The 14,340-nt window shown below is 40.0% G+C and carries 13 protein-coding genes; 8 read left to right on the top strand and 5 right to left on the bottom strand.

Annotated features, from left to right (window positions below; all coding sequences use genetic code 11):
• Positions 1-397: 397 nt before the first annotated feature.
• From Q0590_RS21725 to Q0590_RS21710, 4 genes are all read right to left on the bottom strand, one after another.
• Complete coding sequence (locus Q0590_RS21725; protein WP_302039712.1) at positions 398-1,180, bottom strand: L-fucose dehydrogenase; 783 nt, start codon at positions 1,178-1,180, stop codon at positions 398-400.
• Positions 1,181-1,218: 38 nt separating this feature from the next.
• Positions 1,219-2,049, bottom strand: coding sequence for an amidohydrolase family protein (locus Q0590_RS21720; protein ID WP_302039711.1), 831 nt, complete (start codon positions 2,047-2,049; stop codon positions 1,219-1,221).
• Positions 2,050-2,180: 131 nt separating this feature from the next.
• Positions 2,181-2,519 carry an L-rhamnose mutarotase gene (locus Q0590_RS21715; RefSeq protein ID WP_302039710.1) on the bottom strand — a complete coding sequence of 113 codons (339 nt, stop codon included), beginning with the start codon at positions 2,517-2,519 and terminating at the stop codon, positions 2,181-2,183.
• A complete protein-coding gene (locus Q0590_RS21710; RefSeq protein ID WP_302039709.1) occupies positions 2,516-3,382 on the bottom strand; it encodes a fumarylacetoacetate hydrolase family protein in 867 nt (288 codons plus the stop codon). The genes Q0590_RS21715 and Q0590_RS21710 overlap by 4 nt, the downstream gene beginning before the upstream one ends.
• 151 nt (positions 3,383-3,533) lie before the next feature.
• Here Q0590_RS21710 and Q0590_RS21705 point away from each other — a divergent pair, with 151 nt between their 5' ends.
• From Q0590_RS21705 to Q0590_RS21670, 8 genes are all read left to right on the top strand, one after another.
• On the top strand, positions 3,534-4,370 hold the full coding sequence (locus Q0590_RS21705) for a fumarylacetoacetate hydrolase family protein (RefSeq protein ID WP_302039708.1): 837 nt from the start codon (positions 3,534-3,536) through the stop codon (positions 4,368-4,370).
• A gap of 21 nt (positions 4,371-4,391) precedes the next feature.
• Positions 4,392-4,802 (top strand): hypothetical protein, encoded by a 411-nt coding sequence (locus tag Q0590_RS21700; protein WP_302039707.1) that lies wholly within the window; start codon positions 4,392-4,394, stop codon positions 4,800-4,802.
• A 135-nt stretch (positions 4,803-4,937) separates the two neighbouring features.
• A complete protein-coding gene (locus Q0590_RS21695; RefSeq protein WP_302039706.1) occupies positions 4,938-6,527 on the top strand; it encodes an aldehyde dehydrogenase (NADP(+)) in 1,590 nt (529 codons plus the stop codon).
• Between the two features lie 380 nt (positions 6,528-6,907).
• Positions 6,908-7,762, top strand: a complete 855-nt coding sequence (locus Q0590_RS21690) for a pirin family protein (protein WP_302039705.1) — start codon at positions 6,908-6,910, stop codon at positions 7,760-7,762.
• A gap of 530 nt (positions 7,763-8,292) precedes the next feature.
• Entirely contained in the window at positions 8,293-10,482 is a 2,190-nt protein-coding gene (locus tag Q0590_RS21685; protein WP_302039704.1) for a glutamine synthetase III family protein, read from the top strand.
• 156 nt (positions 10,483-10,638) lie between these two features.
• Positions 10,639-11,199 (top strand): hypothetical protein, encoded by a 561-nt coding sequence (locus Q0590_RS21680; RefSeq protein ID WP_302039703.1) that lies wholly within the window; start codon positions 10,639-10,641, stop codon positions 11,197-11,199.
• Between the two features lie 334 nt (positions 11,200-11,533).
• Positions 11,534-12,655 carry a fatty acid desaturase family protein gene (locus Q0590_RS21675; RefSeq protein WP_302039702.1) on the top strand — a complete coding sequence of 374 codons (1,122 nt, stop codon included), beginning with the start codon at positions 11,534-11,536 and terminating at the stop codon, positions 12,653-12,655.
• 108 nt (positions 12,656-12,763) lie between these two features.
• Positions 12,764-13,654 (top strand): DUF6929 family protein, encoded by an 891-nt coding sequence (locus Q0590_RS21670; RefSeq protein WP_302039701.1) that lies wholly within the window; start codon positions 12,764-12,766, stop codon positions 13,652-13,654.
• Between the two features lie 3 nt (positions 13,655-13,657).
• Here the strand turns inward: Q0590_RS21670 and Q0590_RS21665 are convergent, their stop codons facing one another.
• Complete coding sequence (locus tag Q0590_RS21665; RefSeq protein WP_302039700.1) at positions 13,658-14,278, bottom strand: AlbA family DNA-binding domain-containing protein; 621 nt, start codon at positions 14,276-14,278, stop codon at positions 13,658-13,660.
• Positions 14,279-14,340 lie beyond the last annotated feature (62 nt).

Raw genomic sequence — 14,340 nt, 5'->3', positions numbered from 1 at the left:
GCTTTTTGTTTCCCCCCAAATCTAAAGACCTATTTTTTTTACTCTTTTTTTCTTGCCTTAGCCTTCAGATTCTTGCCCTGCACCGTTGGCTCCCGCTCGCTTCCCAATCGGGTTGCAATCCTACCCGACTCCTCCTACCTTTCCAAATACTTTAGCAATTATTTTTAGAATAAATTTTCGATACTGAACCTATCTCTTTATTAAAATACCTTAGGATATAAAAATTAGCGGCTTTGTAGAAAAGCGTTGAAACGCTTAGAAAAAATACCAAATAGTGCTTATTGCAATTTTACTCTCCTTATACAGCTTTAATATAATGCAATTTATGAATGAAAAGTTCCTGACTTTTATACTAGACTACCTACAGTAGTTTATTAAAAAAGTAAACTTTTCTACATTAGGTACCAACAGCTCTATCCATATGCGTGTAACCTCCATCTACAAATAAATGCTGTCCGGTTATATGCGAAGCTCTGTCGGATGCCAGAAAAAGCACAGCATCGGCTATCTCTTCAGATGTGGTAAACCGTTTTCCAAAAGGGATACGCCTAGTTATTTCTTGTAATTTCTCTTGTGGATTGGGAAAGGTATTTATCCACGACTCATACAAAGGAGTCCAGACTTCTGCTGGAATTACTTCATTAACCCGTATACCGTCTTCAAGTAAACTCACCGCCCATTCGCGGGTAAGAGCCTGAATCCCTCCTTTGGATGCTGCATAACCAGAGGTGCCTCCCTGACCAGTATTAGCCACTTTAGAACCAATATTGATAATAGTGCCTTTGGTGGCTTTCAAATGCAGTAAAGCATAATGAGCCATGGTATAATAATGAAACAAATTCTTCTGAATGGACTTCATAAATTCAGCAGGGGATTTATCTAATCCCACGCCATCGTTAACACCGGCATTATTTACTAAGCAGTCTATTTTGCCAAATTTGCTAATGGTTTGCTCAACTACCCTTTTACATGCATCCTCTGCTGTTAAATCAGCTTGAATAAAAAATGTTTGCGCTCCGGTAGCATTCAACTCAGCCTCTAAACTTCTGCCTTTTTCTTCATCTCTGCCTACCATAACAGGTATGGCTCCTTCTGACAGAAATGCTTTTACAATGGCTTCCCCAATGCCACTTGAACCGCCGGTTACAATGATTACTTTATGTGTTAAATGTAAATTCATAGATTCAGATCAGCGATTTTTTTGTTGAAAGAGTAAACTTATTTTAACCGATAAAAATCCACTGCATTCAGTCCTAATATACGGGCTTGTTCATTCGTAGACAGATCAGATACGTAATCTTCTACAATTTGCATAACTTCCTCATAATTTGCTGCCAAGGTACATACTGGCCAATCTGACCCTACCATCAGCCGGTTAGTTCCAAATGCATCTAAGGCTACTTCCAGATAAGGAATAAAATCTTCCGGAGCCCAATTATACCAGTCGGCCTCTGTAACCAAGCCAGAAAGTTTACAATATACATTATCATAGGTAGCCAGTGCATGCAGGTGGCTAGACCAAGGCTCTAGTAAATTATCTTTTATATAAGGCTTAGCCAGATGATCCAGTACAAACCGCTGATTTGGATTTTTCTTGACGAACTGAACCGCTACCGGTAAGTGCTTAGGGTGAATTAAAATGTCGTAGGCTAGGTTATATTTTTCCAGAAGCTTGATTCCATTGAGAAAGGTTGGCCGCAGCATAAACTGGTCATCCGGCTCAGACTGTACGACATGCCGGACGCCTACCAGTCTTCCACTGCTGGCAAACACCGCTAATCTGTCGTCTACTTGAATAGATTGCAAATCTACCCAGCCAACAACTCCTTTAACAAACGGATGTGCTTCCGCTTCGCTTAATAAAAACCGGGTTTCGTCTTCTGACTGGGCTGCTTGTATAGCTACACATCCATGATAATTGGCTTTTTCAAGTTCAGGCAATAAATCTTGGGGTAAAAAATTCCGCCTGATCATAGACATATCTTCTGTAATCCAGGTAAAATCTTGAGGCGAGTAATGCCAGAAATGTTGATGTGCGTCAATCTTCATGTGATAACTGGTTTTTCGGTGATACTACGAATGGTGATCTAAGTTTGATAGCAGTTGATGCTGAATGTATCTTCTTAGACTCCCATAACTTGTTAGGCTTTATAAGCAATATTTACAAATAGGTTGCACAATTAGCTGTTCATTTGAAAAATAAGATCCATTGCTGCCCAATGTTCATGGGGCTTTGCTTCCGGAGCCTTTTCCTGAAAAGTAGCCATTAGCTCTTCCCATTCTTTGTTTTTTGGATGCAGGTGAATATACTTATCAAAATCTGTATCCGGGTTAAACGCATCTGTCGTAGTCATAAGCATAAATAGCCGTCTGCCTACTATCCATATCTGAATATTATCCACTCCTACTTGTTTGAACGAAGCTACTACTTCAGGCCATATATGGTTATGGTAGTGGTGGTATTGGGCTATCAGTTTAGGATCATCCTTCAGCAGGATAGTTTTGGCTAGTTGTTTCATGACTCTGCGCCACTATACGCTTTAGCTACTTGTTTGGAAGAGCCCAGGCCATCAATACCCAATTCTACTACATCGCCAGGCTTTAGATAGATGGGAGGATTAAATCCCAAGCCAACACCTGCCGGTGTGCCTGTAGAAATAACATCTCCAGGAAGTAAAGACATAAACTGGCTCAGGTAGCTTACCAGGAAAGGTATATTAAATATCAGGTTGGAAGAGTTGCCATCCTGCAGCATTTTTCCATTCAATTTCAGCCACAAACGCAAATTATGCGGATCAACAATCTCCTCTTTTGTTGCCAGAAAAGGCCCAAGTGGGGCAAAGGTATCGCAGCTTTTGCCTTTTACCCATTGGCCGCCCCGCTCCAGTTGAAACTCCCGCTCACTGTAATCATTATGCAACACATATCCCGCTACATAGTCCATGGCTTGGGCTTCGCTTATGTAAGAAGCTTTTTTGCCAATTACTACAGCTAATTCTACTTCCCAATCGGTTTTTTTGCTGTTTTTAGGAATAACTAAATCATCATTTGGCCCACATAACGAAGAAGTGGCTTTAAAAAATACAATAGGTTCAGTAGGTGTAGCCATTTTACTTTCTGCTGCATGATCTTTATAATTCAACCCAATACAGATAATTTTGCTTGGACGGGCAATGGCAGGGCCCAGGCGGACATCGTCTTTTACAGTGGGGGCAGTATTTGCATTGGTTATAGACCAGGCTTGTAAACGGCTAAGTCCGTCAGTAGCAAAAAAATTTTCGGTATAGTCTTCCCCAAAAGCACTTGCATCAATTTTACGTCCATCAGCTAAAAGAAGGCCGGGTTTTTCCTGCCCAGGTGCACCGAAACGGAATAGTTTCATAAAGTTTAGGCGTATAAGTTTAATTTATGGTTATGTTCGGGGCTCAATATTGTAAATAATTCATGCAAAAGAAAGATGGAATAGTTAAATTTTGATTTATTTGTGAGCTATATACAAAAACACGTTTAAATCTAAGCTTTACACCTGCCTTATGAAAGCATACAACTTGCGCAATGGTATTCTCATTGAAAATAATCAAGCCTATTTTTTACTTCCGCAAACAGATTGGGATAGTTTTATTAACAGAGATGACTTATATGATGCTGTCTCAGCAAGTATCCAATCTGCCAAACCAGTCCCTGATGCAAGTAGCTATCTGCAAAAAGAATTACTGCCTCCTATCGGCAATCAGGAAGTTTGGGCTTCAGGAGTAACGTATTTGCGAAGCAAAATTGCCCGACAGGAAGAATCAGAAGAGGCTGGCGGAGGCGATTTTTATGACCGGGTATATAGCGCCGACCGGCCAGAATTATTCTTTAAAGCTACCCCAAACAGAGTAGTAGGGTCCGGACAAGGGGTAAATATCCGCAAAGATTCTACCTGGAATGTGCCTGAACCAGAATTAGCGTTAGTTATTACGTCAAATGGCAAAATTGTAGGGTATACCGTTGGCAACGATATGAGTTCCAGAAGTATTGAAGGCGAAAACCCATTGTATTTGCCGCAAGCTAAAACTTATGACAAGAGCTGTGGTTTGGGACCCTGCGTATATATTACTCAACAGCCGATTTCCAGGGATAGTAAAATAGAGATGATTATTCAGAGAAACGACAAAAGGGTATTTAATGGAGAGATTACCTTGCAAAGCCTGAAACGCAAAGAAGAAGAACTGGTAGGCTACCTATACAAGGAATGTTCTTTTCCGCAAGGAAGCATTTTGCTGACAGGTACTGGCATTGTACCAGACAATGATTTTACCTTGCAAAGTGGCGACATAATTCGTATTACCATTGAACATATTGGTACGTTGGTAAATACTGTGAATTAATCTATAATACCAGATCCAGAGGTGCCAGATTTAGAAACAACAGTGAATATAGTTGATATAGACTGGTTTCTCAGTAAAGATCCGCCTGAGGGTTCTGTATTATTCAGAGGGAAAAATGGAGGGCTTATTACAGCTTTCTCTTATGGACAAAGCTTTGCAAAGGGAGAAACAGCTGTTGTTTATATAACTTCTCTGAATGCTTCTTTATCTTGGGAAGTCCATTTTTCGGAAAACAGAACGAAGAAAAAAGAACTGTTTCATAGTAAAGATTGGGAATATGAAGGATATGGGCAAATAAAATCAATTAACCCAGTAGTGATTGACTTTGGAGATATTGACTTAGAAACAGGATACTGGACAAACGATATACGAATTATAGGAGAATATATTTATTGGAAAATTGAACGTCTCAGTATTATCAAAAAAATTTAATAAAGAATAACTCGATCAAATTTGAGTGAAGGGCAAGGTTTATGAAAACAAATTACCTATGGTAGTATAGTCGTACCATTAGGCTACTCGTACTTTCCTTAGTAAAACTAAAACAACAAATTCCACTTAACTACCATGACATTAACCGGACAACACATTATAGGAAACTCTTTTTCTAACCAGGGTACACAAACATTTACCGGCATTAACCCTGCAACCAATAATAAATTAGAAACTACATTTTATGAAGCTACACAGGCCGAAGTAGACCAAGCCGTACAACTGGCAGCTAAAGCCTTCTTTGCCTACCGCAAAACCAGCCCAGAACAAAAAGCTACTTTTCTGGAAAGAATAGCTGAAGAAATTATGGCTTTAGGTGATCTCTTAATTAAACAGTGCATGGCAGAAACCGCTTTGCCGGAAGCCCGCCTAACCGGCGAAAGAGGCCGGACAACTACCCAGTTAAAATTATTTGCTACCGTACTTCGCGAAGGCTCCTGGCTAGATGCCCGCATAGATACAGCCCTCCCCGACCGCCAGCCTTTGCCCCGGCCAGATATCCGGCAAATACATATTCCGTTGGGTGTAGTGGGCATTTTTGGAGCTAGTAATTTTCCTTTTGCTTTCTCAGTAGCAGGCGGTGACACTGCTTCTGCTTTGGCTGCAGGATGTACAGTAGTAGTCAAAGGACACCCGGCGCATCCGGGTACGTCTGAAATGGTAGGCCGGGCTATTCAAAAAGCTGCACAAGATACAGGTATGCCAGAAGGAGTCTTTTCTATGCTACATGGTACTTCACATGAAGTAGGTATGGCTATGGTAAATCATCCGCTGGTAAAAGCTATCGGATTCACCGGATCATACAGAGGGGGAAAAGCATTATTCGATGCGGCTGCCAAACGCGAAGAACCCATTCCAGTATATGCAGAAATGGGCAGCACTAATCCAGTGTTCGTTTTACCCCAAGCCTTAAAAGAAAGAAGTGCAACCATAGCGGATGGGCTTAGCAAATCGGTTACGTTAGGTGTAGGGCAATTCTGCACCAATCCGGGGTTAGTAGTTACCTTGCAATCCGAAGCTACCAAAGCTTTTATAACAAAAACAGGGGAATATTTAAGAGCAACAGCCCCAGCTACCATGCTTACGCCTGTTATGAGCCAATCGTTTAACAAAGGAATAGCCCATTTAAAATCGGTTGCCGGTGTGGAAGTTGTAGCAGAAGTGGAAGGCAAACCGGCAAGCAATGCCGCCGGAGCTGTATTGTTACAATCTACTGGCAAAGCTTTGCAGCAAAATCCGCAACTAGCAGAAGAGGTATTCGGCCCCTCTACCGTGTATATTACCTGCGATACTAAAGAGGAAATACTGGAAACAGCCAGAAATCTGAAAGGACATTTAACGGCCACGTTGCATGCTACGCCACAGGATTTGGAAGAATATAAGGAGTTAATAGACATTCTGGAAAATAAAGTAGGCCGCTTGTTAATTAATGGGTACCCAACAGGAGTAGAGGTAGGCTATGCCATGGTACATGGTGGACCTTATCCGGCTACTACCGATTCCCGGTCTACTTCTGTAGGAACGGCTGCCATCAAACGATTTGCCCGGCCTGTATGCTACCAGGACTTTCCGGCAGTATTATTACCGGATGCCTTAAAAAATGAAAATCCTTTAAATATTTGGCGGCTGGTAAATGGAGCATGGAGCAAAGAATCCATTGCATAAGCCGGCTACGGAGTAGTAATTTATACTGGCTTGATATAATAAGTATAGTCACTTCTATTTTACTACTTCAGCAATAAAATTGAGTGTATTTGTCCTGATTTGGGTGGCTAGATTAAATGCTTTTTGCATGCACAAGATGCAGTGCATGTAGGTATCCAACAGATAAATCAGTATTTGACAGGCCGCAATTTGGCATGGGTATAAATTATACAAGAGTTGCTAGCAAAACTATTAATGTGGGAACCTGAGGAGTGCATTCGACCAGAGGCAAGCTCCAAAGATAGTGGGAAGCCAGAGGTAGAAATTTCAAACAAATACGTACGTAATAGTTGTTACATGGAGAGTAAATTAAACACACCACTTTCCTTAGTTAAAAGAGTATGAGAAGTATAAAGAAAATTCATAAAGCAGCTTATGCACCCATTGCTGACTTGATTACGTATTCACCGCTGCCTTCCCGGTCCTTGCAGCAAATTGACCCTTTTCTGTTTTTAAACCATCACGGGCCACAGCACTACAAACCGCGTAATAATGGCCTGCCTTTTGGCCCGCATCCACATAGAGGAATGGAAACAGTAACATTTATTCTGGATGGAGACATTATGCATAAAGATTCTGCCGGGCATGAGAGTGTAATAACAGCCGGAGGCGTACAATATATGACAGCAGGTAGAGGATTAATACATGCAGAAGTCTCTTCGCCAGCTTTCAAAGAAAAAGGGGGCGGTATGGAAATATTGCAACTCTGGCTAAACCTGCCTTCCAGGCTAAAGATGACCGAACCTAACTACATAGGCTTGCAAAAAGAAGCTATACCAACTATTACAACTGATAACGGAAACGTGCAAATCAACCTGATTTCCGGAGAATGGGAGGGAAAAAGTGGGGCTTTTACCTCACAAATTGGTGTGCATTTAAACACCATATACTTTAAACCGGGAGGCAGGCTTACTTTTACAGTGCCAGTGAGCCACAATATTTTCTTTTATGTAATTCGGGGCAAACTCCTGGTGAACGGGCAAACCATAGAAGCTTTACATCTTACGGAGTTCAATAATGATGATGAACTTATGCAACTGGAAGCACAATCAGAAAGTATTGTATTATTTGGTCATGCCGAACCTTTAAATGAACCTGTAGTGGCCCAGGGGCCTTTTGTTATGAATACTGAAGAAGAAATTCACCAGGCGTATGAAGATTACCGGCGTGGAAAATTCGGTTCATGGACAAATTAACTTGTTTTTAAAAAGAGATGCTTTTCAAGAAAAAAGACATCTTTTCTTAAAAACACCTCCAAAATTTTACTATTTACTGAACATTTTAATGAAAAAATAATAAAAATACTGGTATTTTTTAGATGTTTTGCAAAAGCCTTGTATAATTTACAAGGCTTTTCTATTTTTGATTACCCTTGTAAACGTATGCAGAATAAGATAAGCCACTGTTTATTTGGAACCATATAAAATTTTGCTTTTTTAAACTTCACGCCTTAAAATAGTTACGAGTGGTTTTTGTGGATAAGCTTGCATCTGCCTCTTTTACTTTTATAGTACATGTCATTTTTCTACATCCTATACATTCACAATTCGCCAAAGGTTTACGATCTATAGAGTTATTGACCGAGAAGGCAAAAAATTGGCATTTCACAAAAAATATATAGTTTTACCAAAAAATTATTAAAAATTTTAAGTCATTTGCTTGTAATTCATATAAAATTTGTAGCTTTAACCCTGATTTTAACCCCTTATTATAAAAATTACAAAATATGGCAGTACTTCGATTTAAGGCTTTGGAACTTGCACAGAGCAGGCCTTCAATACCAGTAACCCCTCCCTCTAACAAAGTATCCGATTATTACGGAATGAATGTTTTCGGTGTAGACGCCATGCGTTCTACCCTAAGCTCAGATGTTTTCAAGAAAGTAACTAACGCCATTGAGCAAGGCGATAAAATTGATGAGGATGTAGCGGATGCAGTAGCTGCAGCCATGAAAAGCTGGGCTCTTTCCAAAGGCGCAACCCATTATACCCACTGGTTTCAGCCGCTAACCGGTGCTACCGCAGAAAAACATGATGCATTCTTTGATCTGATGCCTAATGGAAAAGCTTTAGAGAAATTCAAGGGAACTGCTCTAGTACAACAAGAACCTGATGCTTCTTCCTTCCCTAGTGGCGGTATCCGGAATACATTCGAAGCCAGAGGCTATACTGCCTGGGACCCCTCCTCTCCTGCTTTCGTTCTGGAAAGTCCATCAGGCTGTACATTATGTATTCCTACTATATTTGTTTCCTATACAGGAGAAGCACTGGATTATAAAGCTCCATTATTAAAAGCTCTCTCTTTGGTAGATAAAGCAGCCACGGCTGTATGCGATTATTTTGATAAAAGTGTAACCAAAGTCATCGCTACTTTGGGTGCTGAGCAGGAATATTTCCTGGTAGACAGAGCCCTGTATGCTGCCCGCCCTGATCTGGTTATGACAGGACGTACTGTATTTGGCCATTCTCCGGCAAAAGGACAGCAGCTGGAAGACCACTATTTTGGTTCTATTCCACAGCGGGTGCTTACCTTTATGCTCGACTTCGAAACAGAAGCCTTAAAATTAGGTATTCCTATCCGTACACGCCACAACGAAGTAGCTCCCAGCCAGTTCGAGTGTGCGCCTACATTCGAAGAGGTGAATCTGGCTGTAGACCACAACCTGCTGCTGATGGATCTGATGGAAAAAGTAGCTGAACGGCATAACTTTAAAGTACTTTTCCACGAAAAGCCCTTCGCTAGTATCAATGGTAGCGGAAAACATAACAACTGGTCCTTAGGTACAAACACAGGAAAAAACCTGCTTTCTCCTAGTTCTAAACCTAAAGAGAATCTGCAGTTCCTGACCTTCTTTATCAATATTATCAAAGCTGTACACGATAATGCTGATCTACTACGGGCCAGTATTGCTTCTGCCGGAAATGAGCACCGCCTGGGTGCTAACGAAGCGCCGCCAGCTATTATGTCGGTATTTATTGGCTCACAGCTGACTAGCGTACTGGATGAACTGGAGAAAAATGCTACAATCAAGATTGATAAAGGCGACAACATGTACATGAAGCTGGGTATCGACAAAATACCACCTATCTTACTTGATAACACTGACCGTAACCGTACCTCTCCTTTTGCCTTTACTGGTAATAAGTTTGAGTTCCGTGCTGTAGGTGGAGCAGCCAACAGCTCTTCCAGCATGATTGTACTAAACACCATCGTAGCTAATCAATTATTCCAGTTCCGCAAAGAGGTAGATGTGTTAATAGACAAAGGGGAGAAAAAAGAGGTAGCTATTGTAAATGTCCTGCGCAGATACATTAAAGACTCTAAAAACATCTTATTTGAAGGAAATGGCTATTCTGAAGAGTGGGTACAGGAAGCTGCCAAGAGAGGCTTATCCAATATGAAATCTACTCCTGAAGCACTAGGTGTGTATGTATCTAAGAAAAGTGTAGAACTATTTGAAAAACATGGCATATTCTCTCACCGCGAACTGGATGCACGTTACGAAATTATGCTGGAAAACTATATCAAGAAAATCCAGATTGAATCTCGTGTGATGGGCGACCTGGTGCTGAACCATGTTATTCCAACAGCCATTAAGTATCAAAGTGTACTGGTGAAAAACCTGGAAGGTTTAAGGGGCGTGGGTATAGAAGCAAAGCACACCAAAAACACCATAGATGCGATCAAGAAAATTTCTGAGTATGTAGATACGTTGCTGGCTTCTGTAGAAGACATGACCGAAACCCGTAAAAAAGCCAACAACACAGAAAATATCCAGAAACGTGCTACCATTTATGGCAATGAAGTAAAAGGCTATTTCGACCGGATTCGTTATGCAGTAGACAAACTAGAACTACTGGTAGATGATGAAGATTGGCCTTTAGTTAAATACAGAGAGTTGCTGATGGTTAGATAAAAATATCTGCTATACGTAATAAGAGGAGTTGAAAAACAACTATTCCTATCAGAAAGGAGTAGTTGTTTTTGGCTCCTTTTTTATTTTTAACACTTTTATGAGAAATACGTAACAGTTTTTATAGATTTACTTTTTACAATAAACCTACTACTTGTTATGTCTGAACAAAATCCGGGCTTGGATCCCAAGGAAATTCAAAAAGTAAAGGATGCATGCCGAAAAGAGAACAAACCGTACATTTTAAATGAAAATGAACCTCAGGGTGAGGAGTTTGCCCATTTTTTGTTTGTAGGAGATTATGAAGGCAAGGAAGTAATTTATGATGCCGTGTTATATACGCTTCGCCTGCACCACAGCAGTGTACTATACGAAGCAGCAGAAGACAAAACAGCCCAGCAATTCCCCAACTATAAACGATGGGATTTTGAAGAAGATGCCAATGGAGAACTCCTCCTCCCGGAAGACCTGGATGAAGAAGCAGAAAACTTTAAGGCAGAAGTAATGGCAGAATTAGAAGATACCGATGCCATAAAAGTACAGGAACATGTAAACGTAGATCCGGATTTCGATTATGGTGTTGCGCTGGAAGCCTGCCTGAATATAGAAGAAGTTACAGAAGATGTAATCAAGAAATTTGTCAATGACTTTAATTCAAATAAATTAGTCCTGGATAATACACTTTATTCATTCAAACACGAAGATGAAGAGGAGGATTGAGCGTACTAAAGCTTTAGGCAAAATCGTTACTAAAAGTAGTATATAACGCTATTAGCTGTAGTGCTTCAAGAATAATTATATACTTAACCCTGTTCTACGTTTAATTCAACCCAGAATCCTTACTTCCTCAAATGATTAATTCTGAACGAATGTGTACTAACTTTTGTAACAACCCTACAGCTTTTATTAATTTTCAAAATCTTTTAACTTCCTCGCGACAAATAGAGTTTATACTTCATGTGCCTTTATTCTCTACATGTAGAGCATAAGGATATATGATAAGTCTGTTTGGTGTGCATTGTTTTGTTAAATTTATTTTATTCATTATCTTATTATGTCCAATAAAGTCCGGTTTATAGATACTCAAAAGTCTGAATTTTTTGCAACTGTTAAAAAACGTGTAGATACCTATTTCAAAGAAAATAATCTCTCTAAAAATGCAAACGCTGCAATGTGGGGAAAAGCTATCTTCTTTCTGGGAGGTACAGTAATCCTATACAGTTTAATTATTTCTAATATATTCAGTCCGGGAGTTATGCTTATCCTGGCTATCCTATTAGGAATGTTTGCAGCTTTTTCAGCTTTCAATATCGGCCACGATGCTATTCATGGTGCCTTTACTTCTAATCCCAAGACAAATAAATTACTTGGACATACCTTTGATATTCTTGGAGCTAATGCCTATGTATGGAGTATTACTCATAATGTGGTGCATCATACTTTTACTAACATTCCAGGACATGATGAAGATATAGAAGTAGCACCAGGGTTGATACGCCTTTCACCCGAGGATAAAATAAATAAGATTCAGCAGTATCAGCATTTATATGCTTTTCTATTGTACGGCCTTGCTTCTATTTCATGGGTATTCAGAAAAGACTACAAAAAGTTCTTTCAGAAAAAAATTGGCAACTATGATAACAGCAAGCATCCTAAGAAAGAAATATTTAACCTGTTTTTCTATAAAGCTGTATACTATACCTTATTCATTATCATCCCTTTAGTTGTACTGGATATTACCTGGTGGCAATTTCTGATCGGTTTTGTAGCTATGCATCTGGCAGAAGGCTTAGTACTTGGCCTAGTTTTTCAACTGGCTCATGTGGTAGAAGGTACCGATTTTCCTATGCCTAATGAAAGTGGCAATATAGAAGAAGCCTGGGCCATACACCAGATGCGGACTACAGCTAATTTTGCCCGTAAAAGCAGTTTAGCTAATTTTCTTTGCGGAGGATTAAACTTTCAGATAGAGCATCATTTGTTCCCACGTGTTTGCCATATTCATTACCGGACTATATCGGATATTGTTAAAGCGACTGCAGAGGAATTTAATTTACCATATATTGAAAATGAAACCTTTGGTGGAGCACTTGTTTCCCATTACAAGATGCTAAAGAAGTTTGGTAAAGAGGCTATTGAACAAACATCTGCTAACAAAAATGTAGCTACTGCTTAGATAGGTTTACGATACTTACGTTAAAAAAGGATAGGCGTTGCCTATCCTTTTTTAATAAATAGCATTAGATTACAAGCAAGGTTATCGGGCAATCTCTCTTGATTTCTTATGAAAGTATATATCCGCCGCAAGTATTTTTTATCAGATGTACCTTCTGCTTCCGGCGTAGAAGTAATAGACAAGTCCATTTATATTATAGGTGACGACTCTTCCTGGCTATATGTATTGAATGAACAAGCACAGCTATTAAACAAGATTGCCTTATTCAACTCGCCAGCTACACTAAAGGGAAGAATAGCTAAACAAAATAAACCAGACTTTGAAGCATTAACCTGTATAGAAGTAGATGGAAAGAAAAGGTTGCTGGCGGTAGGTTCGGGTTCTAAAAGTCCAGAAAGAGACAACGGATATTTACTAGATTTATCAACCAATACCGTTCTGCATCTTCCTTTAACAGGTATGTACAACCAGCTTAGGGAGTTGCCAGAAGTAGTAAGCACAGGTAAGCTAAATATAGAGGGAATAGCTGCTAATCCAGAACATATTGTATTCATTCAGCGGGGAAACATTACCGGAAAAAATGTACTCATCAGTTATCCTGCTGAAGGTTTATATGAATACCTGCTGCAGAAGTCAGCTTATTTGCCGGCTCCAGTTATTCAATCATTTGCTCTACCCAGGTTAACAGGCGTACAGGCTGGTTTCTCAGGTATAACGTTTATTCCCGGTACATCTACCTTATTTTTTACAGCCTCTGTAGAAAACACCTTAAATGAAATTGATGACGGAGAGATTGCAGGAAGTTATATTGGTTTGATAGATCTGAGCAACCATACCTTAAAAAGCAGCTTAGTGGAGTATGAAGGTGCCACCTACCTTGGTAAAATAGAATCAATTGCCGTTCTTGGGCAGGTAAATTCCGGGCAAATAGATGTAGTAGCCGTAACAGATAGTGACCAGGGCGGCTCTGAATTGCTATTCTTACAGATTGACTTGTAATTTTTACTTGAGTGAGTACATAACTGGCTTTTGCCGGTCGTGTAACAGCAAGATGCCACTTACACAGAGTTCTTTTAGTATTTTACCTGCCCTGCCCTCCGAGATATTAATAAGCTTGGCATATTTTTTTGCTGTTACATATTCATTAGTCCGCAGGAAAGTAAGCAAAGCTTTTACGTGCCTGGAATGCAATAGCTGCACATTTTGAATGCTATCTTCTATATGTAACAAGTTGAGCATGCCTTTGCCAGCCGGTACACTCTTATCTTTTGCCCGGACATAGGCTGTTTGTTTTCCTAGCGCTTCTTTCACAAAATGCGGCTTATGCTTGCTTTCTTCAATTGAGATAAGCAATACTTTTTTAGATGCCACAGAAATAGTTTGATAACTAAGTTCAATAGGTGGGTCGCACAGAAACTGGGCTGCCTGCTCTATTTTCTGCATTTCCTGCAATTCGGAAGATATACCAGTAATATTACCATTATCGGATACTCCCACAAGCAGGGTACCTCCTTTGGTATTAGTAAAAGCCACCAGCGTTTTAGCAATTCTAGCGGCACTTTCAATGGTACTCTTAAATTCTACTGTGGTATTTTCCCCTTGTGCTATCAGTTGTTCAAGCATACACACGTTGTGCAAATTTGAAAATCAGTCAGTGGCTACGTATTTGAATGAATACAGCTACG

This window comes from Rhodocytophaga aerolata, from assembly GCF_030503435.1.
Taxonomy (GTDB): domain Bacteria; phylum Bacteroidota; class Bacteroidia; order Cytophagales; family 172606-1; genus Rhodocytophaga; species Rhodocytophaga aerolata.
This window is presented reverse-complemented; position numbering and strand designations above follow the sequence as displayed.

What these genes read in the sequence shown, in the direction of transcription:
- Q0590_RS21685 (WP_302039704.1), top strand. Translation starts at nt 8,293, where the DNA reads ATGGCAGTACTTCGATTTAAGGCTTTGGAACTTGCACAGAGCAGGCCT.
- Q0590_RS21705 (WP_302039708.1), top strand. Translation starts at nt 3,534, where the DNA reads ATGAAAGCATACAACTTGCGCAATGGTATTCTCATTGAAAATAATCAA.
- Q0590_RS21670 (WP_302039701.1), top strand. Translation starts at nt 12,764, where the DNA reads ATGAAAGTATATATCCGCCGCAAGTATTTTTTATCAGATGTACCTTCT.
- Q0590_RS21665 (WP_302039700.1), bottom strand. Translation starts at nt 14,278, where the DNA reads ATGCTTGAACAACTGATAGCACAAGGGGAAAATACCACAGTAGAATTT.
- Q0590_RS21725 (WP_302039712.1), bottom strand. Translation starts at nt 1,180, where the DNA reads ATGAATTTACATTTAACACATAAAGTAATCATTGTAACCGGCGGTTCA.
- Q0590_RS21715 (WP_302039710.1), bottom strand. Translation starts at nt 2,519, where the DNA reads ATGAAACAACTAGCCAAAACTATCCTGCTGAAGGATGATCCTAAACTG.
- Q0590_RS21720 (WP_302039711.1), bottom strand. Translation starts at nt 2,049, where the DNA reads ATGAAGATTGACGCACATCAACATTTCTGGCATTACTCGCCTCAAGAT.
- Q0590_RS21695 (WP_302039706.1), top strand. Translation starts at nt 4,938, where the DNA reads ATGACATTAACCGGACAACACATTATAGGAAACTCTTTTTCTAACCAG.
- Q0590_RS21680 (WP_302039703.1), top strand. Translation starts at nt 10,639, where the DNA reads ATGTCTGAACAAAATCCGGGCTTGGATCCCAAGGAAATTCAAAAAGTA.
- Q0590_RS21675 (WP_302039702.1), top strand. Translation starts at nt 11,534, where the DNA reads ATGTCCAATAAAGTCCGGTTTATAGATACTCAAAAGTCTGAATTTTTT.
- Q0590_RS21710 (WP_302039709.1), bottom strand. Translation starts at nt 3,382, where the DNA reads ATGAAACTATTCCGTTTCGGTGCACCTGGGCAGGAAAAACCCGGCCTT.
- Q0590_RS21690 (WP_302039705.1), top strand. Translation starts at nt 6,908, where the DNA reads ATGAGAAGTATAAAGAAAATTCATAAAGCAGCTTATGCACCCATTGCT.